At 63.3% G+C, this 19464-nt stretch carries 29 protein-coding genes and 5 pseudogenes; 16 read left to right on the top strand and 18 right to left on the bottom strand.

What is annotated here, in order from left to right:
• Positions 1–33: 33 nt before the first annotated feature.
• From ACFQH2_RS03275 to ACFQH2_RS03260, 4 genes are all read right to left on the bottom strand, one after another.
• The gene (locus ACFQH2_RS03275) at positions 34–498 is read right to left on the bottom strand and encodes an SRPBCC family protein (protein WP_377056772.1); all 465 of its coding nucleotides are present in this window, start codon (positions 496–498) and stop codon (positions 34–36) included.
• 61 nt (positions 499–559) lie between these two features.
• Complete coding sequence (locus tag ACFQH2_RS03270) at positions 560–1225, bottom strand: translation initiation factor IF-6 (RefSeq protein WP_377056770.1); 666 nt, start codon at positions 1223–1225, stop codon at positions 560–562.
• Between the two features lie 2 nt (positions 1226–1227).
• Positions 1228–1506 carry a 50S ribosomal protein L31e gene (locus tag ACFQH2_RS03265; protein WP_377056768.1) on the bottom strand — a complete coding sequence of 93 codons (279 nt, stop codon included), beginning with the start codon at positions 1504–1506 and terminating at the stop codon, positions 1228–1230.
• Entirely contained in the window at positions 1506–1658 is a 153-nt protein-coding gene (locus ACFQH2_RS03260) for a 50S ribosomal protein L39e (RefSeq protein ID WP_377056766.1), read from the bottom strand. Before ACFQH2_RS03260 ends, ACFQH2_RS03265 begins: the two co-directional genes overlap by 1 nt.
• A gap of 123 nt (positions 1659–1781) precedes the next feature.
• On the opposite strand from ACFQH2_RS03260, the gene ACFQH2_RS03255 reads away from it, so the two are divergent.
• Positions 1782–2393 carry an MBL fold metallo-hydrolase gene (locus ACFQH2_RS03255; protein WP_377056764.1) on the top strand — a complete coding sequence of 204 codons (612 nt, stop codon included), beginning with the start codon at positions 1782–1784 and terminating at the stop codon, positions 2391–2393.
• On the opposite strand, the gene ACFQH2_RS03250 is transcribed toward ACFQH2_RS03255, so the two are convergent.
• Positions 2390–2539, bottom strand: coding sequence for a 50S ribosomal protein L40e (locus tag ACFQH2_RS03250; protein WP_377056762.1), 150 nt, complete (start codon positions 2537–2539; stop codon positions 2390–2392). The genes ACFQH2_RS03255 and ACFQH2_RS03250 overlap by 4 nt on opposite strands.
• A gap of 201 nt (positions 2540–2740) precedes the next feature.
• Between ACFQH2_RS03250 and ACFQH2_RS03245 the strand changes: the two are divergent.
• Positions 2741–3125 (top strand): annotated as a pseudogene (locus tag ACFQH2_RS03245) (hypothetical protein).
• A 69-nt stretch (positions 3126–3194) separates the two neighbouring features.
• A complete protein-coding gene (locus ACFQH2_RS03240; RefSeq protein ID WP_377056758.1) occupies positions 3195–3722 on the top strand; it encodes a DUF5813 family protein in 528 nt (175 codons plus the stop codon).
• On the opposite strand, the gene ACFQH2_RS03235 is transcribed toward ACFQH2_RS03240, so the two are convergent.
• Positions 3719–3949, bottom strand: coding sequence for an Lrp/AsnC family transcriptional regulator (locus ACFQH2_RS03235; protein ID WP_377056756.1), 231 nt, complete (start codon positions 3947–3949; stop codon positions 3719–3721). The genes ACFQH2_RS03240 and ACFQH2_RS03235 overlap by 4 nt on opposite strands.
• A 2-nt stretch (positions 3950–3951) precedes the next feature.
• Complete coding sequence (locus tag ACFQH2_RS03230) at positions 3952–4647, bottom strand: potassium channel family protein (protein ID WP_377056754.1); 696 nt, start codon at positions 4645–4647, stop codon at positions 3952–3954.
• 118 nt (positions 4648–4765) lie between these two features.
• Between ACFQH2_RS03230 and ACFQH2_RS03225 the strand changes: the two genes are divergently transcribed.
• Complete coding sequence (locus ACFQH2_RS03225) at positions 4766–4996, top strand: Lrp/AsnC ligand binding domain-containing protein (protein ID WP_377056752.1); 231 nt, start codon at positions 4766–4768, stop codon at positions 4994–4996.
• A gap of 5 nt (positions 4997–5001) precedes the next feature.
• Here the strand turns inward: ACFQH2_RS03225 and ACFQH2_RS03220 are convergent, their stop codons facing one another.
• Positions 5002–5373: a DUF5518 domain-containing protein gene (locus ACFQH2_RS03220; protein WP_377056750.1), complete on the bottom strand. Its 372-nt coding sequence runs from the start codon at positions 5371–5373 to the stop codon at positions 5002–5004.
• A gap of 92 nt (positions 5374–5465) precedes the next feature.
• On the opposite strand from ACFQH2_RS03220, the gene ACFQH2_RS03215 reads away from it, so the two are divergent.
• From ACFQH2_RS03215 to engB, 3 genes and pseudogenes are all read left to right on the top strand, one after another.
• A complete protein-coding gene (locus tag ACFQH2_RS03215) occupies positions 5466–6506 on the top strand; it encodes an NOG1 family protein (RefSeq protein WP_377056748.1) in 1041 nt (346 codons plus the stop codon).
• 163 nt (positions 6507–6669) lie between these two features.
• Positions 6670–7143, top strand: coding sequence for a pyridoxamine 5'-phosphate oxidase family protein (locus ACFQH2_RS03210; RefSeq protein WP_377056746.1), 474 nt, complete (start codon positions 6670–6672; stop codon positions 7141–7143).
• A gap of 53 nt (positions 7144–7196) precedes the next feature.
• Positions 7197–7811 (top strand): annotated as a pseudogene (gene engB, locus ACFQH2_RS03205) (GTP-binding protein EngB); the annotation flags it as partial.
• Here engB and ribB read toward each other — a convergent pair.
• The 4 genes and pseudogenes from ribB to ACFQH2_RS03185 all read right to left on the bottom strand — a co-directional run bounded on the left by ribB (position 7750) and on the right by ACFQH2_RS03185 (position 11015).
• A pseudogene (gene ribB / locus ACFQH2_RS03200) lies at positions 7750–8515 on the bottom strand (3,4-dihydroxy-2-butanone-4-phosphate synthase). The pseudogenes engB and ribB overlap by 62 nt on opposite strands.
• A gap of 1 nt (position 8516) precedes the next feature.
• Positions 8517–9221, bottom strand: a complete 705-nt coding sequence (locus tag ACFQH2_RS03195) for a DUF120 domain-containing protein (RefSeq protein ID WP_377056740.1) — start codon at positions 9219–9221, stop codon at positions 8517–8519.
• 139 nt (positions 9222–9360) lie between these two features.
• A complete protein-coding gene (gene twy1 / locus ACFQH2_RS03190) occupies positions 9361–10320 on the bottom strand; it encodes a 4-demethylwyosine synthase TYW1 (protein ID WP_377056738.1) in 960 nt (319 codons plus the stop codon).
• 71 nt (positions 10321–10391) lie between these two features.
• Positions 10392–11015: a peptide-methionine (S)-S-oxide reductase MsrA gene (locus tag ACFQH2_RS03185; protein ID WP_377076447.1), complete on the bottom strand. Its 624-nt coding sequence runs from the start codon at positions 11013–11015 to the stop codon at positions 10392–10394.
• Positions 11016–11068: 53 nt separating this feature from the next.
• On the opposite strand from ACFQH2_RS03185, the gene ACFQH2_RS03180 reads away from it, so the two are divergent.
• The gene (locus ACFQH2_RS03180; RefSeq protein ID WP_377056734.1) at positions 11069–11197 is read left to right on the top strand and encodes a hypothetical protein; all 129 of its coding nucleotides are present in this window, start codon (positions 11069–11071) and stop codon (positions 11195–11197) included.
• Between the two features lie 48 nt (positions 11198–11245).
• Here ACFQH2_RS03180 and thpR read toward each other — a convergent pair.
• Positions 11246–11804 (bottom strand): annotated as a pseudogene (thpR, locus tag ACFQH2_RS03175) (RNA 2',3'-cyclic phosphodiesterase).
• 86 nt (positions 11805–11890) lie between these two features.
• Between thpR and lipA the strand changes: the two are divergent.
• From lipA to ACFQH2_RS03160, 3 genes are read left to right on the top strand one after another with little or no spacing between them, the layout of a single operon-like run.
• On the top strand, positions 11891–12874 hold the full coding sequence (gene lipA / locus ACFQH2_RS03170; RefSeq protein ID WP_377076446.1) for a lipoyl synthase: 984 nt from the start codon (positions 11891–11893) through the stop codon (positions 12872–12874).
• Positions 12871–13626 (top strand): tetratricopeptide repeat protein, encoded by a 756-nt coding sequence (locus tag ACFQH2_RS03165; protein ID WP_377056728.1) that lies wholly within the window; start codon positions 12871–12873, stop codon positions 13624–13626. Before lipA ends, ACFQH2_RS03165 begins: the two co-directional genes overlap by 4 nt.
• A complete protein-coding gene (locus ACFQH2_RS03160) occupies positions 13623–13916 on the top strand; it encodes a DUF424 domain-containing protein (protein ID WP_377056726.1) in 294 nt (97 codons plus the stop codon). Before ACFQH2_RS03165 ends, ACFQH2_RS03160 begins: the two co-directional genes overlap by 4 nt.
• A gap of 37 nt (positions 13917–13953) precedes the next feature.
• On the opposite strand, the gene ACFQH2_RS03155 is transcribed toward ACFQH2_RS03160, so the two are convergent.
• The 5 genes and pseudogenes from ACFQH2_RS03155 to ACFQH2_RS03135 form a co-directional block, all read right to left on the bottom strand.
• Positions 13954–14109, bottom strand: a complete 156-nt coding sequence (locus tag ACFQH2_RS03155; protein ID WP_377076445.1) for a hypothetical protein — start codon at positions 14107–14109, stop codon at positions 13954–13956.
• A 37-nt stretch (positions 14110–14146) separates the two neighbouring features.
• On the bottom strand, positions 14147–14380 hold the full coding sequence (locus ACFQH2_RS03150) for an ABC transporter permease subunit (protein ID WP_377076444.1): 234 nt from the start codon (positions 14378–14380) through the stop codon (positions 14147–14149).
• Entirely contained in the window at positions 14347–14607 is a 261-nt protein-coding gene (locus ACFQH2_RS03145) for a hypothetical protein (protein ID WP_377076443.1), read from the bottom strand. The genes ACFQH2_RS03150 and ACFQH2_RS03145 overlap by 34 nt, the downstream gene beginning before the upstream one ends.
• A 95-nt stretch (positions 14608–14702) precedes the next feature.
• Positions 14703–14981, bottom strand: a pseudogene (locus ACFQH2_RS03140) (ABC transporter permease); the annotation flags it as partial.
• 50 nt (positions 14982–15031) lie between these two features.
• Positions 15032–15985, bottom strand: a complete 954-nt coding sequence (locus ACFQH2_RS03135; protein WP_377056720.1) for an ABC transporter ATP-binding protein — start codon at positions 15983–15985, stop codon at positions 15032–15034.
• 102 nt (positions 15986–16087) lie between these two features.
• On the opposite strand from ACFQH2_RS03135, the gene ACFQH2_RS03130 reads away from it, so the two are divergent.
• From ACFQH2_RS03130 to ACFQH2_RS03110, 5 genes are all read left to right on the top strand, one after another.
• On the top strand, positions 16088–16429 hold the full coding sequence (locus ACFQH2_RS03130) for a helix-turn-helix domain-containing protein (protein ID WP_377056718.1): 342 nt from the start codon (positions 16088–16090) through the stop codon (positions 16427–16429).
• Between the two features lie 4 nt (positions 16430–16433).
• Positions 16434–16751 carry a DUF7521 family protein gene (locus tag ACFQH2_RS03125; protein ID WP_377056716.1) on the top strand — a complete coding sequence of 106 codons (318 nt, stop codon included), beginning with the start codon at positions 16434–16436 and terminating at the stop codon, positions 16749–16751.
• Between the two features lie 55 nt (positions 16752–16806).
• Positions 16807–17121, top strand: a complete 315-nt coding sequence (locus ACFQH2_RS03120; protein WP_377056714.1) for a DUF7521 family protein — start codon at positions 16807–16809, stop codon at positions 17119–17121.
• 269 nt (positions 17122–17390) lie between these two features.
• On the top strand, positions 17391–17963 hold the full coding sequence (locus ACFQH2_RS03115; RefSeq protein ID WP_377076442.1) for a sensor domain-containing protein: 573 nt from the start codon (positions 17391–17393) through the stop codon (positions 17961–17963).
• A 126-nt stretch (positions 17964–18089) separates the two neighbouring features.
• The gene (locus tag ACFQH2_RS03110) at positions 18090–19340 is read left to right on the top strand and encodes an aminotransferase class V-fold PLP-dependent enzyme (protein WP_377056710.1); all 1251 of its coding nucleotides are present in this window, start codon (positions 18090–18092) and stop codon (positions 19338–19340) included.
• Positions 19341–19464 lie beyond the last annotated feature (124 nt).

Genomic DNA, 19464 nt, shown 5'->3' with positions numbered 1-19464 from the left:
CATTCAGTCCGCCCCGAAGTCGGAAGAACCTTGCTACTCGGGGACGCCGCCGGACTCCATACTGCTCGCAACCTCGAAATGCGTCTGGACGTTCTGTAGCGTCGTCCGTAGCTCTCGCTCGTTGTACCGGCGTGCGAACGGCTCGGCAACCGTCGAAATGACCCGTCCAGGAATGTCATATGTCGCCGAATACGTCAGTCGCGTGCCGCCGCTTTCGGGCTCGAAAACCAGTTCGAGTTCACCCTCCAGAGTGCCGCGCATCTCGAAAACCATCTGCTCGTTTGGCTCGTGGACGGTCTCGACCAGTTCGCCCTCCAGTGCGACACCGGCCATTCGGAACGTGTGATCGAGCCGTTTCCCGCCGTTTTCCAGTCGCTCGACGTTGTCGATTTGGGCAATGCTCGGCGTCACCGCCATGTGGTTCTCGGGGTCGTCGAGAAACGCGAAGACGTCTTCTGGCGGCGCCGGGACGTGCGTCGTCTCGCTGACAGTGCTCATACCAGCAGATAGCCGACGAGAAAGCAAAAACGTTGACCCGGGCGTGAGCCCGCACGTCGAGTCAGTCGATGTAGCCGAGCGCGTCTTCGATCCGACCGAGTTCGGGGCCAGTCGTGTCGCGACCGACCACGTAGCCGTTCTCGTTGACCACCAGGCCGGAGCCGACCAGCGGGCCGCCGTAGTTGATCGTTCCCACGTCGGCGCGAACGTCGAGTAGCTCTTCGAGGTAGTCGAGTTCGGCGTCGGTGGTTTTCGGGTGACAGAGGACGCCGTCGGCGTTCGCAACCGCGGCGGTGCCGACGGTGCGGACGCCAGCGATTTCGCCCTGTTCGACGGGGACGTCGAGGGCTGTTTCGACTGTCTCGACGGCTTCCTCGGGCAGTTCGGGGTGGACGTATGCGCCGTAGTCGTTCGCGAGGACGACGTTGCCGGCGGCGTTGATCCGGCCGGGGAGTTCGTAGACGTCGCTGCCGGTCTCGCCTTCGAGTCGGTCGCGCTCGTCGTCGGAGATGCGACTCGTGACCAGCAGACCGTTCTCGTTGCCGGTCGCGAGAGCGCCGACGGTGCCGGAGCCGGCAACCGTCGTCGGGACGACGGGGACTCCGAGTTCGTCGGCCATCTCGTCGGCGAGTTCGTCGTCGGTATCGGGGCGGATCAGCAGGTAATCGTCAGTGGCAGCGGCAAAGACACCGACGTATGCGGATCCGGTGAACGCGGCGCGGAGCAAAGCTACTCTGCGTGCTCTGCTTCGACGATGCTTTCGCCCTCTTCCTCGAAGCGGGCGGCGCGTACGCGAAGCTTACTCGGCGGCTTCTTGCGGCCGCGAGACCAGACTGCCTCGTTGATCGAGGGGTCCAGACGGACGTTCTCCTCGTCGACGGAGAAGTGCTGGGTGAGGTGCTGGCGAACGAGCTTCATTGCGCGGTCGGCGCGCTTGTGTTTGGGCTCTGCCTTGGCGTCTCGTAGGGGAACGGTCATGACGCGTTCCTCGAAATCACTTGCGCTCATTATTCGTCAGTGCCCTGTCGCCGCCAGTTGCGTCGCTTCGGGTTGCGTGTCACGTCACGATCGGTCTTGACCATCACCCACGCCGGGACACGACTGTTCTGTCGCTCCAGCTTGGCGAGGCGCTTTTTCTTCGACTTCGATTTCTTACCCATAGTGGTGAGTCCTACCCGACCATCGTTTAAAATCTTGTTCTTTTCGGGGCGGGGCGGCACCAGACAACGACCTTCCATCACCGGACCCCCACCGTTTTCCTCATCCCGGACCATTGACCGTGTATGGACGTGATCAACGTGACCGCCGACGCCGAGTCGTTCACCTGCAACGCCTACCTCGCGTTGGGAGAGCGTACGACCCTGATCGATGCCGGAGCGATGCCGGGCGTCGAGGACGTCATCGCCGAGCACACCGACGACCTGGAGGCCGTCGTGTTGACCCACCAGCACGGCGACCACGTCCAGCAACTCGATGCCGTACTGGATCGGTTCGACGCGGACTGTTTCGCCTACGACAGCCACCCACACCGGAGCCATGGCATCGTCGACGGCGACGAGATCTCTATCGGCGGCGAGGCGTTCGAGGTCGTCCGCACGCCGGGCCACGCCGACGATCACGTCTCGCTGATCAGCGAGTCCACGATCTTTAGCGGTGATGTCGTGGTTCACGACGACGGTGCGTTCGACTACGGTAGCTTCGGGCGGACCGATCGGCCGAACCAGTCACGCGAGGCCCTGATCGAGAGTATCGAGCGCATTCTCGACCGGCTACCCGACGGCGTCGAGCATATGTACGCAGGCCATGGCGACGAGTTCCACGGCGACGTCGAAGACGTGATAGAGACGGCGCTAACCCGTGCAGAGAAACGAGAACCGAAGTATCCGGAGGATTAGGCGCTTCGCGCTTCCTTGGCTTTGGGACGCAGGTTCCCGTAGCCACACTTGCGGCAGCGGTCCGCTCCTTCGGCGTTGCGCGCGTTACATCGCATACAGATCATCTTGGAGAGGATTCGATCCTCTGCTTTTTCGAATGAAGCCATACGGCCTCGTTGGCCGCTTGCTCGTTTAAAGTTGGTGGTCCACGGCCGTGAACGGTCGGATCAGACACGAATGGCGCTCTGGAACGGCTAACTTCACGCTCTGAAGCCATACGATATAGTTTTCGAAGTCTGGGACGGAGTCCGGTCCAGAGCGCAGACGGGGTCAGTTACTTATGGGTACACGGCGAACGACGAGGTGATATGGCGAGCCAGTTACTCGCTGACGAGGCGGCCGACAACATCGTGCGGACGAGTCGGACCTCGCTCGGCGACAGTCTCCGGTCGGTGACGTACTTCACACGCGATGACTACGAACAGCTCTACCTCCGGGACGACCTGAGTCGCGACGCCGACCTCACCAGTTTCATTGGCATCGAGTGGCGCGGGTTCAAAACCGCACAGGCGGCCTACGAGGGGACGGAACTGGGCGACTATCAGTACACGATCCGGGTATTCAGAAAACGGCTATCTGATGCGAGTCACCGACAACCGAGAGGGCGTGTTCGTCACGACCGATAGCCTCACGATGGGCGATTTCAACAACGTCGCCCAGTCGGTGCGAAAGGTGCTTCGGGACGACATCTAGCGGTCGCCGCTTCGTTGTCCGGCTCCGAGAGCGCAACGCCCATGTCCGACGAACTCCCAGAGAGACGTAATGACAGCCGACAAGATTCCCGAACCGGCCCGCCGCGCGCTCGACCGTCACGGGGCGTTCGAGTCGACCGAGAACGGATACGAATGTACGACGACGCCCTTTGAAGCCGCCGTCCGAGCGAGTCCAGCAGCGGGTGAACGCGACGCCGAGTTCGAGATCGAACTCCACCTCCCGGCGCTCTCGGCTGTCGTCGAGAGCGAGACCGTCGGTCCGGCCGTCGCGAACGGCTGGTTCGACACCCTCGAACGGAGACTAGACGACGCCTACCACGCGGCCGGTCCGAGCGATACCGACGACCCGGTCGTCGAGCGCGGCGACGAGACGATTACCGCGACGTTCGGCCTGCGAGCCTGGAACGCAAGCAACGGCGTCGACGCCGCGAAGGCAGTGATCGACTACGTCGAGGGCACCTACGTCCAGGGCGTGATCCCCGGCTACGAGTACGGCGAACCGGTCGCGGGGCTACTCGATCGAGCACAGCAGAACGCGGATTCCGACGACGCCGCCCGCGGCGGAACGCCGCTCTAATCCATCGCGATATACGTATGGGTGTCCTCGACGCCCTCAACCTCCTGAATCACCGTCGCCGCGATGTTTTTCACTTCGCCCGGCGTGTCGACGATCACCTTCGCGATGATGTCGACGTCGCCGGCGACGATGTGTGCGCTCTCGACGCCGTCGAGCGCCGAGATATCGTCACGCAGTCGATCCGCCTCGCCCGTATTCGCTTTGATCATGACGTAAGCAGTAACCATCGTCAGGTGCCTCCCGGGCCGGTCTGTGCCGTGGCCCGACTGTTGTCTCCGACCAGGATCTGTCGCACGTCACCGAGCACGTCGAAGTCCGCGAGCACGACCAGTCGATCACCCTCGGCGAGCGACTCGTCGGGGTTGGGGATATCGAGTGGTTCGCCCTCCTTTCCGAACGCGAGTACCGTCGCGTTTGCGGGAAGTTGCAGTTCGCTGATGGTGTAGCCACGCGTCGGCGATTCCGGCGTCACCGTCAGTTCGACGACCTGGAGGTTCTGAGCGATGTCGGCGATCGCACGGATATCGCCGCCGAGTAGCGCGTTCTTGGCACCAATCGCACCCAGACGCTCGGGGTAGATGATCTCGTCGACCTCTTCGGCGTACTTCCGGTAGATATTCTCGCGGTAGTCCTCGTCGATCCGCAGAATGGTCCGACAGCCGTGATGTTTCCCGATGAGACAGGCTGCGAAATTCGTGTTGAGATCGCCGGAAAGCGCGCCCAGCGCGTCGGCGTCGTCGATCCCCGCTCGTAAGAGAATCTCCTCGCGAGAGCCGTCACCGCCGACGACGTCGAACCCCTGATCACGGGCCCGTTCCGCGACCGCCGCATCGCGCTCTACCAGCGTCACTTCGTGTCCTTCTTCATTGAGGACGCGACCGGTCCGTGACCCGACACGACCCGCCCCTATGATAACAAACCGCATATCACTGCTTACGCTGCCCCCTTGAATAATGTTACCCCATCGGCGAGCAGAGAGGCGATTCCGTCGCCGGGTTGGACTCGAAGAAAGGTTTTTGACGTGCCACGGAGTACCACACAGCATGGTTCACGCGTTCGTCATGGTGAAGACGGCGGCCGGGAAGTCGGAAAGCTTGCTCGCGGATGTCCGCGAAGAAAACCACGTCGTAGAGGCCCACATCGTGGCGGGCGAGTACGACATCATCGGAGAAGTAGCCGTCGACGAAGTCTACCAGGTCCTCGAAGCCGCATCGAGCGGGATCCAGGCCCTACCCGGCGTCAAGGACACCAAGACGTACATTTCGCTGGAGTAGTCCTTCTATTCGCCAAGCACGCCCCCGAACGCGCCGGCAAGCGCGGACTCCGCGGCGACGACCAGCGAAAAGAACACGATCAGGAGTGCGAGGACGAACCCGCCGGTCGCTCCGATTGCGCCGCCGACCGGCCCGCCCACCGAGCCGACGATTGTCAGTCCCACCCAGAGGAACACTCCCGCAACGATGCCGCCGAGGCTCCCTGCCAACAGGCCATGCCACGCGCCGCTCGCCAGCCCGCCCCCTGCGAGGTAGCCGGCGACCAGTCCGCCAAGCAACCCGGCCGTCAACTGACCAAGCCCGGGGAGGACGACGCCGAACACGCTCAGCACTGTGAGAGTAATAAATCCGATCACGACCGCACGCCAGTTCGTCATGAACGACCGTAGACAGTCGAGGCGTATAAGCACATCAACACGCACGCGGCCCGAAGAACGGCCTTTTATAGCCAGCTATCGTACGATCGGCTATGATTTTCGAGGATCTTCCGACGACGCCATGGTCGGAGGAACTCATCGACAAGGCGTTCTCGCGCGCGTCGCGATCCGGCCGGGCGAAGCAGGGCCGGGAGGCCCAGGAGTCAATGGTACAGACATCGTCGAACATCCTTTCGGATAACCTGGAGAACGTCGTCACGGCGTGGCCCGACTTCGACGAGATCGATCCGTTCTACCGCGAACTGGCCGAGGCAATCGTCGAGACGCACGAGTACGACACCGAGGCCGACGGCGTCGACGCGCTCAGACAGAGCCTCTCGGAGGTAAGCTGGGCGAGCCGCCAGACCAAGCAGATCGGCGACGAGGCCATGGGGAAGATGCGAAAATCCGACGTCGAACTGGCGCGGAAACACCGCAAGCAGGCGTTCGCGCGGATGGCGGACGTCGTCGAGCAGGTCGATACGAACCTGCGACTGATCGGGGAGGCCCGGGACGCTCTCAAGACGCTGCCGGAGATCAACCCCGACAAGCCAGCAATCGTGGTCGCGGGCTACCCGAACGTCGGCAAGTCCTCCTTTGTCAACGACGTCACGCGGGCCCGCCACGAAACCGCGGAGTACCCCTTTACGACCCGCGGCATCGGCGTCGGGCACTTCCACGGCTCCGACGTACCGAGCGAACTCCGAGATGGCGAGGGCTCGTCGATGGACGAGCACGTGCGCTACCAGATCGTCGATACGCCGGGACTGCTCGACCGGCCGCCGGAGGAGCGAAACGACATCGAATCGCAGGCGGTCAGCGCGCTCGAACACCTCGCCGACTGCGTGATCGTGATCCTCGACGCCAGCATGGACTGTGGCTACCCGATCGGCGTCCAGCTAGAGCTACGGGATGCAATCGAATCGCAGTTCGACGACGTGCCGGTGCTGACGGTATGTAACAAGATCGATCTCTCCCGGGACGTCGAGGCCGACCACTACATGAGCGTGACCGAGGACGAGAACGTCGAGGGCGTCCTCGCGGCGGCCGTCGACGCCATCGGCTACGAGCCGGAACTGCCGTTCGAGCGGTAGGACCACCGTACTCAGACCCCAGCGCCGCTTTTCTGGCGAACAGGCACCACACGAGAGTCACGACGCGGTCCGGTGCACACCCGCTGGCCGCGCCGTGGCGGCTTCGTCAGGACACGGTGCGACTGGTCCCGGCATCGTATATGAGTGTTCGGCCCCGAAATTGATGGTACGACCCCGCGTACGGGGCGGCATGGAGATCGTCGAGAACTCGATGGACGTCCCACTGGAGGCGGTGCTCGAACGGCCCCTCTTCTGTTTCTTCGCGACGACCGACGAGGGGTTGCCCCGGATCTCGCCGCTGTGGTATCTCTGGGAGGACGGGACGGTCTGGATCATCGCCGACGACGGGAAGACCTACCTTGACCGGGTGCGGAAGACGCCCCATGCCGCGCTGGCGATGGTCGATTTCCTGCCCGGTTCCGGCGTCGTCCGACACGTCGGCTTTCGCGGGATGGCGACGGTCGAACCCTTCGACGAGGAGCGGGCAGACCGCCTGCTCCGGCGGTATCTCGGCCCCGACCCCGAAACGTGGGACGAGCGATTCAAAAGCCCCTGGAGCGACCGGTGGCAGTTCATCCGCTTCGAGCCCGAAACCGTCGTTGCCCGCGATCAGAGCTACGACGTCGGGACCCTCTGAGAACGCGGCACTCGTGACGTGAGCCTTTTCCCCGCTGCTCGCCAACGATATGTATGTTCGAGAACCGACCGAACCGCTCCGACGAGGTCGTCTTCGTCGGTCGGTCGAACGTGGGGAAATCGACGATTATGCGAGAGCTGACGGGCCACAGTTTCGAGACGGGCGGCAAACCCGGTGTGACGCGCTCGCCGAATCACTACGACTGGGCGAGCCAAGACTTCATGCTCTCCGATCTTCCCGGCTTCGGCTTCATGTCGGGCGTCCCCGAGGACGTCCGCGAGGAGATCAAAACCGAGGTCGTCCAGTACGTCGAACGCCATGCCGACGACATCATGGTCGCGGTGCTGGTCGTCGACGGCAAAAGCGTCATCGACATCATCGACCGTCACTCGGGCGAGGGCGAGATTCCGCACGACGTGGAGATGTTCCACTTCCTGCAGGAACTGGATATCCCGACGGTCGTCGCGGTCAACAAGATGGACAAGGTCGACGACCGAGACGAGCGACTGAACGACCTCTGTGATCGGCTTGGGATCTACCCGCCGTGGAAGCAGTGGCAAGAGACCATCGCGCCGATCACCGCGAAAAAAGGGTCGATTCAGACGCTCAAGGACGCGGCACGCCATCATCTCGAAGAACAGAAACGCGACGACCTGAAGCAGTTCTTCTGCCCAGCCGTTCGAGCAGTTGCTCGCCGTCGACGAAGGGAATCCCGTTTGCAGTCGCATACTCGCGAGCGGCCGTGGTGGTCAGCGCCCGGCCGGTGTCGTCGTCGAGCATCTCGCAGACGACCGCCGCAGGGGTTGGCTGGCGGCGTCAGCCAGCGCGATGCCGAGTTCGGTGTGGCCCTGGCGCTCGTCGAGGAGGCCATCCGCGGCCCGGAGCAGGTGGACGTGCCCCGGGGCGCGGAACTCGCTTGCGAAGTCCTCGGCGTCGAGCGGTTGGCCGTCCTCGACTGCCGCCGCGAAGCCGGCGATTTCGGTGATCGTCAGCGAGCGATCCTCGTCGGTGATCCCGGTGAACGTGTCGCGATGATTGACCGTCAGCGAGAACGACGAGCGGTCGCCGTACGCGAGGTGGGCCGTCTCGCTGGCGGGATGGTCGATGGCGTCGGAGAGGAACGGAAGCGAGGCGGCGTCGGCGACCGACCCGGAGAGGCCGACGCAGATCAGCCCGCCCGCGTCGTTTCGCAGTTGCGCAACGGCGTCAGGTCAACCGCGCCGGCGGGGTAAATGAGGTCAGTCTCACCCTCCCGGTCGTCGAAGTCGTGGACGCAGACGGGGTTGCCGTCGCGAAACGCCGCGACCGCACGTTCGACCGGGTCGGTCGTCGACACGTCTGCGATATCGGCGTTGCTGGTGTTGCCCGCCATCTCACTTGTCCTCGATGTAGACGGTGACCAGTTCGTCGTCCGTCAGTCCGAGTTCGTCTCGGAGTCGATCGGACGCGATCAGTTCGAGTTGATCCTCGTCGTGATGGGTCCGTTCGGGGGCGATGACGTGTGTGCCCTCATAGCGCTCCCCGTCGGCGGTCTCGATGGTCGCGGGGTAGCAGACGGCGGGACCGTAGGTCCGGTCCTCGTCTTCCCAGCCGTCGATGTGGACCGGGTCGAGAGCCTCCATCGCGGAGCGCCGCCTGATGCTCGACTCGGTGAGTTCGACGTTGAGTGTCCCCTCGAACGGTTCGTACTCGAGCCGCTCGCGGAACTGCTTCATGTAGCCCGGCAGGGAGATGTAGTGTTTCCCCTCGCCCATCCCGCCGGTGATGGTGCCCTCGAGTTCCACCGTCGTCTCGCCCTCGAAGATTCGACGATAGTCCTCGTACTCCGCCCGAAGGGCCTGTTCGCCCTCGTCCGTGATCGAGAGCCACTGCCCGTCGGTCACCGTCTCGCGCGTGAGATAGCCCGCATCTTCGAGCCGCTGGAGACGACGCGATGCCGTCTGTGTCGAGACATCGAGGTCCTCGGAGAGCCCGGAGCAGGAGGCTTTCATCTCTCCCGTGGTCCCCCCGTCGAGTGCCAGTAGTTTTAACACGGCAAGCTCGTCGTGTCCGACGGCCAGCGTCGGTGCGTTCGACATATGAGAACCTTCTGAACTACCGACTCATAAGCATATCGAATATGGGATGCATCTCAAAAACTTGAACCAGGTTGACCGTGTTACAGGGAGTTAGTGGTCCCATAGAGATAAGCGATATGGGTCAAACGGCGGCGTTTTATTATTCGCTCCAGAACTCGCTGCCCTTTTCCAGTTTCGGCACCCACGTATCGGCGTCTCTGGACAGCAGTGCGACCCGGGAGTCCGGGACGTCCTTGATCGCGTCGTGCTCGGGCATGTGCTCCCGGATCGACTCGGCGAACTCGACGACGTCCTCGTGGTCGGGCATCGAACTCCGGTCGAGACGCCCGCGCGAGTGGCCAACGTGCATATACGCTTTGAGCTCCACGAAGTCGGGGTCGGCACGGTCGTAAAAGGCCGCATACCAGTCCGGATCACGCATGTTCTCGCCGTCGACGAGCGTCGTTCGGAGCACAGTGCGGGTGTCGTCTTTCTCTGCGAGGACGTCCATCGTGTCGATCAGTCGCTCCCAGGCCTCGTCCTCGACCGGTTTTACGACCTCGTCGAACGTCCATCGATCCGGCGCGTCGACGCTGATGTAGAGCTGGGTGGGATCACACCGCTCCAGCATCTCGGGGTTGGTGCCGTTGCTCACGAGAAAGGTCGTCATGTCTCGCGCGTGGAACTCCTCGATCAGTTCCGGGAGATAGGGGTACAGCGACGGTTCGCCATCCAGCGAGATGGCGACGTGGCGTGGCTCCATCGACTCCTCGAACACCTCGCGGGGAACCTTCTCGTTGCCGCCAAAGCCCGAGAGCAGTTTCTTCTGGAGGCGGATCGAGGCGTCGACGACCGCCTCGGGGTCGTCCCACTCCACGTCATCGAGTTCGTAGGCGTGGCCCGCATGGTCGCGCCAGCAGAAGACACAGCGCTCGTTGCACTTGACGACCGGCGTCATCTGGATGCAGCGGTGGGACTCGATGCCGTAGAAGGCGTACTTGTAGCACTTGCCCTCGCCGCGAAGGGCGTTGGCCGTCCAGCCACAGGTCTGGGCGGCGGTGTGGTTCTCGCTGTGGTAGTCGGGATCGCTGACCTGTTTTGCGCCGTCCGATTCACTCATTGTAGAACGACTAGCCGTCGAGGCTAAAACGTTCTTTCCTCTGTGCATACCGACCGAGCCAGCGGTCCGGACTAGCCGTCTCGTCGCGACGTCGGATCGTACGACTCCGGAAGGAACGGAGCAGCCACGTCCTGTCCCGCAGCGTGAGCGTTCAGTCTCGCTGCCGCAGGCGACTCCCTGATAGCCTCGGCGTCGTACTGTAGTTCGTCGAAGACGTCGGTGATCCAGCGCTGGCTCCGTAGCTGGAACTTCTGGTGATAGCTCTCCGCAAGGTAGAACTCGTCGGGTGGTTCGAGCCGGGTTTCGACTTGCTGTCGGCGCAAGTCACTGTCGTCCAGAAAGGCTCGAAGCTGCTCGCGCTGGGCGGCCGTCTCGGTGAAGACGATGTTCTGATACTGTCGTTTGCTCGACTGGCGACGGGGAGAGTGTTCGGAGAACGCCCAGTCGAGGAGGTCACTGAACGAGAGTGTCGTCGAATCGTACTCCACCTGCACGACCTCGGTATGGTCACCGATCACCTCGTAGGATGGATCGGGCTTCGTCCCGCCTGCGTAGCCGACCCGTGTCCGAACCACACCATCCATCGCGCCGGCCGCGGCGTCAGGCCCCCAGAAACAGCCGAGTCCAAACGTCGCCGTCGACGTCTCTGTGGGGGCGTTCGCGTCGTACTCGCTAAGGAGTTCTGGAGTGAGCATTGTTCTGTGAATCCGATGTGGTATTGTATCAGGGCCGGAACCGATTAACGCTCATGGAGCTATCGGAAGACGTCCCACGAGTCACGTTCGGCGTCGTATCGGACCGGGATGCCCTCTCGCATCTCGGCGTACCAATCGAACAGTTTGCATTAGCCGTCCAGCGAGAGCACCAGCGCTGGTGAATCCGCACCCGACAGTGCACCAAGCGAGTGCGACCGCTGTGTCGTCGCTCACAGGCTGACTCGCGAGACAGTCGAGTACTCGGGACCCTCGGAGGTCAGTTCGCTCTCGGTCAGTCGGACGTCCTCGACGGTCCACTCGCCGATGACCGGATCGAGCTCGCGGACGCCAGCCTGGACCAGTTCCTTGCCGCCGGCGTGGTCCATCCGCGCCAGCGTGACGTGGGGTGAACTCGTGGTCTTCGGCGTCGAAGCCGAGGTCGACCATCCGCGCCTCGATGGCCTCGTGGAGCGCGGTGAGTTCCTCGGGCCCCGCCGAAAAGCCCGCCCAGAGGACGCTGATGTACTCCATCGAAGGGAAGACGCCGAGCCCTTCGACGCGGGCGGTGAACGGGTCGACGCCGGCGTCCTCGACGGCGGCGGCGAGCGCAGTCTCAACCGTCTCTACGCGCCCGGACGCCACGTCGCCGAGGAACTTCACGGTAACGTGGGCCTGCTCGGGATCGGTGAAACTGAGCCCGCCCGCGTCGCGAAACTCGTCCTGGACGGCCGCAACCTCGTCGGCGAGTTCGTCGGGCAGGTCGACGCTCACGAACAGTCGTCTGCTCATATGAGAGAGTAAGCGCGCGTGACTCAAAAGCGATAACGTCGCCGCGACGGGCAACGTTATAGACCTTCGCGTCGTTAGCCGAGGGTATGAGTCGCTCGCGGAAGCCCGATTGGCTCCTCAGCCCGCTCCCCACCGGCGAGGAGTTTACCGGGATCAAACAGACGTTGCGGGACCGAGACCTGCATACGGTGTGTGAAGAGGCCAACTGCCCGAACATGGGCGAGTGCTGGAGCGGAAACGACGGCCCCGGAACGGCGACGTTCATGCTAATGGGCCACAAGTGTACCCGCTCGTGTGGCTTCTGCGACGTCGAAACCGGTGGCGGCGAACCGCTCGATCCCGACGAACCGTCCGAGGTCGCCGGGGCAGTTGCCGAAATCGGCCTCGACTACGTCGTCCTGACTTCGGTCGACCGCGACGACCTGCCCGATCAGGGTGCGAGTCACTTCGCCGAAACGATCCGCGAGATCAAGCGTCGCGACCCCGAGACCCTCGTCGAGGTGCTGATCCCCGACTTCCAGGGCGAACCCGAGCTAATCCGGAAGATCATCGACGCCGAACCGGACGTGATCGCCCACAACATCGAGACCGTCCAGCGCTTACAGGGCAAGGTCCGGGACCCCCGCGCGGGCTACGAGCAGAGCCTGCGCGTCCTCGAACAGGTCGAGCGGGAGTCCGACGTCTACACCAAGACGTCGATCATGCTGGGCCACGGCGAGCACGACCACGAGGTCTACCAGACGCTCGCGGACCTGCGCGAGGCAGACGTCGACGTCGTCACCTTCGGCCAGTATCTCCGCCCCTCCGCGGACCACCTGCCCGTCGGCGAGTACGTCCACCCGGACAAGTTCGATACCTGGCAACGCGTCGCCGAGGAGGAACTGGAGTTCCTGTACTGCGCCTCGGGACCGATGGTGCGCTCGTCGTACAAAGCGGGCGAACTGTTCGTCGACGCCGTGCTCCGGGAGGGGAAAACCGTCGACAGCGCGCGGGCCACCGCGCGGGCCTCCGAGAGCAGGAAGGCGCTAACGCAGGTCTTAACATCGTCCCAGACGAATTTATCCGTATGACAGATTCAGCAGACAATCCCAAGGACGACCACGAGTTCTCCGAGGGAGAGGGCTTCTCCGGCGACTACGACGAGTTCGATCTCGACCCGCCCGAACTCGAAGTCGACCCGGACAGAGTCGACCCGGTCGACTCCCGCGTGATCCCGGACCTGCTCGACGACGAGACAACCTCGAACGACGAGATCGACGGGAACGCCCTGCTCGACGTCGGCCTGAACTACATGGCGATCAACCGGTACGAGCAGGCGACCGAGACGTTCGAGCGGACCGCCCGGTTTGCCGAGGACGAACTGGTCGAGCAGGAGGCCTGGGTGAACAAGGGCGTCGCCCACGCGGAACTCGAAGAATGGGACGCGGCGATCGGCGCGTACAAGGAGGCCATCTCGATGGATGGCTCCAGCGAGCACGCCGCGACGGCGGAGACGAACCTCGCGTTCGCGCTCTGGGAGTCCGGCCGAAGCGAGCAGGCACTCGAACACGCCGAACGCGCCGTCGAGATCGACCAGCGCTTCGCCGAAGCCTGGTACAACCGCGGATTCCTGATGCTGGAACGCGGTCTGGCCGAGGACGCCCTGAACGCCTTCGACAACGCCATCAGGCTGGGTATGCGTAATCAGGTCACCCTCGAAGAGAAGGCCCGCGCGCTCGAAGAACTGGGCAAGCACGAGGAGGCCGAAGAGATCGCCGAGGAGGCCGAAGACATGCGCCGGGAGGCCGAGCGGGAGATGGTCGACGAGGAGATCGGAGAGTGATCGTCAACGAGCGGACGACCGAGAAGGGACTGCTCGTTTCGGTCTGTGATCCCGACACGCTCGGAGAGAGCTACGAGAGCGACGACATCTCCCTGACCGTGACCGAAGAGTTCTACGGCGGCGAGGAACTCGACGAGGCGGACGTCGTCGAGGCACTCTCCCGGGCGACGATTGCAAACATCGTCGGGGCGGACTCGGTGGCGCTGGCTATCGAACACGGCTTCGTCGAGGAGTCGAACGTTCTCGAAGTCGGTTCGACGGTACACGCGCAGATGCTACGGTTGGCGTAACCTCACGTTTCTTCTGCGGACTCGTCAGCACCCGTATTCACCAGCACGAGACCGAGTAGCGACAGTCCCGCGAGCGTGAGTCCGATCCACTCTGCCCGCTGTCGAAGGCAAAGGCCGCAACGGTGTGGAAGAGGCCGACAAACGCGAGTCCGAGCAGTAGGAGACTGGCGCCGAGCGCCCGTTTGGTCACCATACAGGAGCGCAGGGGTGGAGCGACTTAACGGGTCGGGTCAGCCGAGATCGGCAGTGCGGAACCGCAGATAGCCGAGGAAGACTGGGACGATGATCCAGGCGAGCAACACGACGGCCGAGAACCACTCCGAGAGGTAGAACGGAACCTCCCCGACGACAAAGTCTTCGAGCGGTGCATCGCCGAAGACGTTGACACCGATAGGGAACTGGAGCGTCAGCGTGGGAACCTGCTGGTCGATTAGCCCCGAGGCGACCACACTGTACGCTTCCATCGGATTGAGTCGCTTGAGCGCCAGCGCCCACGGCTCGATAGGCGACTCGGGGCTGATGGGGCAGCCGGGAACGAACCGGTTACGATCCGGTAGATGCCGCCGACGAGCACGTCCCAGAAGCCCAGAAAGACCAGATAGGTGCTGACGACGCCCGCCATCGCGCGACCGCGGGAGGCGACCGCCGCGGAGAAGCCGACCGCGATGCCGACGAACGCGAAGCCGAGCAACAGGTGGGCGGCCGCTGCCCGGCCAGACCGCCGACCGGCACCTCGCCGAACAGCAGACCGGTCAGGAGGATCGCGACGACGAACGCCGCGAGTATCGCGACCCCGACGACGCCCGAACGACCCAGAAGCTTTCCGGCGACGACGTCCTCACGCGTCGGCGGGAGGCTGAGCAGGATCTTGATGCTGCCGGAGCGTCGCTCCCCGACGATTGACATGTAACCCACGATCAGCGCCGCAAGCGGGATAATGATTTGGAGGGGCAACGCGAGTATCGCCGCAAGGTCGCCGGACGGTAGGTCACCCTCGAAATACCAGATCGCGCCGTAGACGAGAACGATCAGGCCGACGAGGAGGCCCGCCAGCGACCAGAGCATCTTGGATCGGACGGCGTCCTCGAAGTCCTTTCGGGCGACGGTCGCGATACTCATGCTGGCACCTCCTTGGCCGTCTTCTCCGCGTCCTCTTTTGTCCCGTTCCCGGTGAGTTCCGCGAACAGGTCGTCGATGTCCTGATCCTCGACCTGAATGTCGCGCACGGTCGTTCCGGCGGCCTCGACATGGTTGATCGCTTTCGCTTTCGCCGCCGACCGGCTACAAGTGATATCGAGGTTGCCGTTGCGTGCTGTCGCGCCGGAGACGCCGTCGATGTCCGAAAGCGTCTCGACCGTCCGGTCGGAGACGTCGTCAACCGACAGTTGGAGGTGAGCGTCCCCGCCGATCTGTGCGTAGAGTTCGTCGAGGGTTCCGACGGCGACGAGTTCGCCCTCGTTCATCACACCGATACGATCACAGACCTCCTCGACGTGATCGAGGATGTGGCTCGAAAAGAAGACAGTCGTTCCGCGCTCGGCCTCCGAGCGGACTATCTCTTGCATCTCCTGGATGCCGGTCGGATCGAGGCCGCTCGAGGGTTCGTCCATGATCAGCAGATCGGGGTCGCCGACCAGTGCCATGCCGAAGGCGAGGCGCTGTTTCATCCCCTTCGAGTAGTCACCGGCGTTGCGGTCGGCGGCGTCGCCGTCGAGGCCGACGCGGGCGAGATACTCCTCGGGGTCGCCGTTCGCACCTTTCGCGCGCTGTACGAACTCGATATGTTTGCGACCGGAGAGGCGCTCGTAGAGATCGAACCCCTCGGGCAGTACGCCGACACGCTTGCGGATCTCCTGTGACTCGTCTCGGATATCGTAGCCGAGTACGGTAGCCGATCCGCTCGTCGGGCGGGCGAAATCGAGCAGCATGTTGATCGTCGTCGATTTTCCGGCACCGTTCGGGCCGAGAAAGCCGAACACTTCTCCGTCGTCGATCTGGAGGGACACGTCGTCGACCGCAACGACGTCGCCGAAGCGTTTGCTCAGCGAGTCGGTTTCGATAGCGGGCATGTCGTTTCCAGCATCGGCCCGGCATACATTAATACCGCCGTCATAGTTTCCGACCGAGAAACTGTGGACGTTTTTATATGATGTGTGATAACGAACAAATGAATGACCGACGATGAGGAAACCGAGCTGCTCGCGATACTCGACGACGAGTATGCACGCTCTATCCTCATCGAGACGAGCAAGGAGCCGATGGATGCAGAGCGGCTTGCCGAGCGCTGTGATGCCTCGCCCCCGACGATCTACCGACGGATCGATCGACTCGACGAGCACGACCTGCTGGAGGCCCAACAGCAACTCGATCCGGACGGTCACCACTACAAGACCTACGCCGCCCGACTCGAACGCGTCGCGGTCGAAATCGAGGACGGTGAGATGGATATCGACGTGTACCGGACGGAAGAGGACCCTTCCGACCGATTCACCAGACTGTACGAGGAGCTCTGATCCGATGACTATCACGCCACTGCTGACGACGACCGGTGGCAGCCCGTTCGTCGGCGTGCTGGTGTTCGTCGGCCAGACGCTGGCGTTCCTGCTGGCATGCTGGATCGTGCTACGCGCCTACCGGGGCTACCAGCGCGCCAGCGCGCCCGCACTGCTGTGGCTGGCTATCGGCGTCGCGCTGCTCAGTGCCGCACCGACCGTGACGCGGTTCCTGCTCCCGACGCTAACCGATCTCCCCTCAGTAACCATACAGGTCGTTGCGACGAGCGGCGAAATCGCAGGCCTGCTGGCGATACTGTACTCGATATTCGGAAACCCATGAGACGGACACGCTACACACCGACCGACCGCGACACTGCCCGCGGGTGGTGGTCCCGATGATCGCAGAGACCGTCCTCTCGGCCATCGAGGCCGAACTCGGCAGTAGCGCGACCATCTTCCTCGTCACGCTGACCAGCGCGGCACTCGGCGGCGTCGTGGCCGGACTCGCCTATCGAGGGTACAGACGCAACCAGAGCGAACCCATGCTCTACCTCGCGGTCGGCGTCGGGTTCCTGACTGTCGTCCCTTTCGTGCTGTCGTACAGCGTCGACGGCCTGACGGACGCGACCGATGCCCAGATACTGCTCGTGATTACGGGCTGTAACCTCGCCGGCCTGCTCGCAATCGCACACTCGTTACGGAGACCGTGAGATGACTACTGACACAAAAGATAATACCGAAACGGATCGTACCGTTCGAAACGACAGAGGGAAAGCGATGAGCACGGGAACCGACACCTACAGCGTTGCAACGGACGGGCTTCGCTGGTTCCTCGGGGCCCCCTCCGCCGCCAGACCTACTTCAATCTGCTCTACCTGCTGCTGGCCTTCCCGCTCGGACTGGCATACTTCGTCTTCCTCGTCACTGGCTTTTCCGTTGGCCTCGCACTGATCATCCTCGTCTTCGGGCTCCCCTGCTGGTGCTGACTATCTATTTCGCCACCCAGTTAGCCGCAGTCGAGCGAACGCTCGCGGAGGTGTTACTCGACGTCGACATCCCGGCGGCCGACCCCGCTGCCGACACGGGTGCGCTCGGACGTCTGAAAGCCCTGCTCCTCGACGTCGCCACGTGGAAAAGCACCGCCTATCTGTTCAGCAAGTTCTTCCTCGGCCTGTTCGCGTTCATCGTCGTCACCGTGCTGGGATCGGTCGTCGTCACGCTGTTGCTCGCGCCGCTACATTACGGCAATCCGAACGTCGGCATCGTGATGGGTAGCTCCATCGAGTTCACCCTGCCGGAGTTCGTCTTCGACCGTGGCGGCTGGGAGGTCAGTCTGGCACTTCCCTACAGCGCGACGCTCGAAACCGGCGAAGTAATCTCGACGTACGCCGACTCGGCGTGGAGCGCCCTCGCGTTCAGCGCTATTGGCGTAGTCGTCGGCATCCTCGTCCTGCACGTGACCAACGGGCTGGCGTGGCTGTTCGCACGCTACACCGAACTAATGTTGCGCTTTACGCGACCGTCGATCCTCACCGAACTTCGCGCGTCCTGACGGCGTCTCAGATGGCACCGTAGCGGCGTCTCGCGCGGCAGTAAAACGGCGTCCAGACCCGTCCGACAGGCGGCAGATGGTACGCGACCGAAGGAGTGTTTTGCCTGGAGTCCTTCCGCTTCAGTAATGAGAAGCCACGAGACCGCACCCCTCGATGTCGAGCGAATCCGCGAGGACTTCCCGATCCTGCAGCGGCAAGTTAACGACGGCCAACAGGTCGTCTATCTCGACAACGCGGCGACGAGCCAGACCCCGAACCAGGTCATCGACGTCTTCGGCGACTACTACCGTGGGTACAACGCCAACGTCCACCGCGGGATCCACCACCTCAGCCAGGAGGCCTCCATCGCCTACGAGGAGGCCCACGACCGCCTCGCCGAGTTTATCGGCGCGAGCGGCGGCCGCGAGGAGATGATCTTTACGAAGAACACCACCGAGAGCATGAACCTCGTCGCCTACGCCTGGGGACTACACGAACTCGAACCCGGCGATGAGGTCGTCCTCACGGAGATGGAACACCACGCCGCGCTGGTGACGTGGCAACAGATCGCCAAGCGAACCGGCGCGGACGTCCGGTACATCCGCGTCGACGAGACCGGCCGCCTCGACATGGACCACGCCCGCGAACTGATCGGCGAGGACACCCAGATGGTCAGCGTCGTCCACGTCTCGAACACGCTGGGAACGATCAACCCCGTCGCCGAGTTGGCCGACATCGCTCACGAGAACGACTCGTACATCTTCGTCGACGGTGCGCAGGCCGTCCCGACCCGACCGGTCGACGTCGAAGCGATGGATGCCGATTTCTACGCCTTCTCCGGCCACAAGATGGCTGGGCCGACAGGGATCGGCGGTCTCTACGGCAAAAAAGAGATCCTCGAAGGGATGGAGCCGTTCCTCTACGGCGGCGACATGATCAAGAAGGTCACCTTCGACGACGCGACCTGGAACGATCTGCCCTGGAAGTACGAGGCGGGCACGCCCCTGATCGCCGAAGGGGTCGCGATGGCCGAGGCCGCGGACTACCTCGACGACATCGGGATGGCGAACATCCAGAAACACGAGGAGTTCCTGGCCAACTACGCCTACGACCGGCTTTCGGAGTTCGACGACATCGAGATCTACGGCCCCGAACCCGGCCCCGACCGCGGCGGTCTCGTCGCGTTCAACCTCGGGTCGGTCCACGCCCACGACCTCGCGTCGATCATGAACGACTCGGCGGTCGCAATCCGCGCCGGCGACCACTGCACCCAGCCACTGCACGACAAACTCGGCGTCGCCGCCTCCGCCCGCGCGTCCTTTTACATCTACAACACGCCCGCAGAGATCGATATCCTGATCGATGCGATAGATGACGCGCGGGAACTCTTCGCCTGAAGGATTACTGTACCCTCGGGACGGTCTGACGAGGGGACCGAGTCAGACCTCGAAGCGCGCGCTTCGGATGCGCGGGAACTCGTCGCCTGAAGCGGCCTCGTTCTGGCAGTTCCTTTGTTCTGGA

It is taken from the genome of Natronoarchaeum sp. GCM10025703, from assembly GCF_042661985.1.
Lineage (GTDB): Archaea > Halobacteriota > Halobacteria > Halobacteriales > Natronoarchaeaceae > Natranaeroarchaeum.
Note: the sequence above shows the minus strand (reverse complement) of the source record. Positions and strands in the feature narration are given on the sequence as shown.

Coding starts and splice junctions, on each gene's coding strand:
- ACFQH2_RS03125 (WP_377056716.1), top strand. CDS start 16,434: ATGACTATCACGCCACTGCTGACGACGACCGGTGGCAGCCCGTTCGTC.
- ACFQH2_RS03130 (WP_377056718.1), top strand. CDS start 16,088: ATGACCGACGATGAGGAAACCGAGCTGCTCGCGATACTCGACGACGAG.
- ACFQH2_RS03235 (WP_377056756.1), bottom strand. CDS start 3,949: ATGGTTACTGCTTACGTCATGATCAAAGCGAATACGGGCGAGGCGGAT.
- ACFQH2_RS03250 (WP_377056762.1), bottom strand. CDS start 2,539: ATGGCTTCATTCGAAAAAGCAGAGGATCGAATCCTCTCCAAGATGATC.
- ACFQH2_RS03165 (WP_377056728.1), top strand. CDS start 12,871: ATGACAGATTCAGCAGACAATCCCAAGGACGACCACGAGTTCTCCGAG.
- lipA (WP_377076446.1), top strand. CDS start 11,891: ATGAGTCGCTCGCGGAAGCCCGATTGGCTCCTCAGCCCGCTCCCCACC.
- ACFQH2_RS03120 (WP_377056714.1), top strand. CDS start 16,807: ATGATCGCAGAGACCGTCCTCTCGGCCATCGAGGCCGAACTCGGCAGT.
- ACFQH2_RS03150 (WP_377076444.1), bottom strand. CDS start 14,380: ATGGAAGCGTACAGTGTGGTCGCCTCGGGGCTAATCGACCAGCAGGTT.
- ACFQH2_RS03110 (WP_377056710.1), top strand. CDS start 18,090: ATGAGAAGCCACGAGACCGCACCCCTCGATGTCGAGCGAATCCGCGAG.
- ACFQH2_RS03225 (WP_377056752.1), top strand. CDS start 4,766: ATGGTTCACGCGTTCGTCATGGTGAAGACGGCGGCCGGGAAGTCGGAA.
- twy1 (WP_377056738.1), bottom strand. CDS start 10,320: ATGAGTGAATCGGACGGCGCAAAACAGGTCAGCGATCCCGACTACCAC.
- ACFQH2_RS03215 (WP_377056748.1), top strand. CDS start 5,466: ATGATTTTCGAGGATCTTCCGACGACGCCATGGTCGGAGGAACTCATC.
- ACFQH2_RS03185 (WP_377076447.1), bottom strand. CDS start 11,015: ATGCTCACTCCAGAACTCCTTAGCGAGTACGACGCGAACGCCCCCACA.
- ACFQH2_RS03255 (WP_377056764.1), top strand. CDS start 1,782: ATGGACGTGATCAACGTGACCGCCGACGCCGAGTCGTTCACCTGCAAC.
- ACFQH2_RS03180 (WP_377056734.1), top strand. CDS start 11,069: ATGGAGCTATCGGAAGACGTCCCACGAGTCACGTTCGGCGTCGTATCG.
- ACFQH2_RS03230 (WP_377056754.1), bottom strand. CDS start 4,647: ATGCGGTTTGTTATCATAGGGGCGGGTCGTGTCGGGTCACGGACCGGT.
- ACFQH2_RS03240 (WP_377056758.1), top strand. CDS start 3,195: ATGACAGCCGACAAGATTCCCGAACCGGCCCGCCGCGCGCTCGACCGT.
- ACFQH2_RS03135 (WP_377056720.1), bottom strand. CDS start 15,985: ATGCCCGCTATCGAAACCGACTCGCTGAGCAAACGCTTCGGCGACGTC.
- ACFQH2_RS03195 (WP_377056740.1), bottom strand. CDS start 9,221: ATGTCGAACGCACCGACGCTGGCCGTCGGACACGACGAGCTTGCCGTG.
- ACFQH2_RS03220 (WP_377056750.1), bottom strand. CDS start 5,373: ATGACGAACTGGCGTGCGGTCGTGATCGGATTTATTACTCTCACAGTG.
- ACFQH2_RS03210 (WP_377056746.1), top strand. CDS start 6,670: ATGGTACGACCCCGCGTACGGGGCGGCATGGAGATCGTCGAGAACTCG.
- ACFQH2_RS03260 (WP_377056766.1), bottom strand. CDS start 1,658: ATGGGTAAGAAATCGAAGTCGAAGAAAAAGCGCCTCGCCAAGCTGGAG.
- ACFQH2_RS03275 (WP_377056772.1), bottom strand. CDS start 498: ATGAGCACTGTCAGCGAGACGACGCACGTCCCGGCGCCGCCAGAAGAC.
- ACFQH2_RS03155 (WP_377076445.1), bottom strand. CDS start 14,109: ATGGTGACCAAACGGGCGCTCGGCGCCAGTCTCCTACTGCTCGGACTC.
- ACFQH2_RS03265 (WP_377056768.1), bottom strand. CDS start 1,506: ATGAGCGCAAGTGATTTCGAGGAACGCGTCATGACCGTTCCCCTACGA.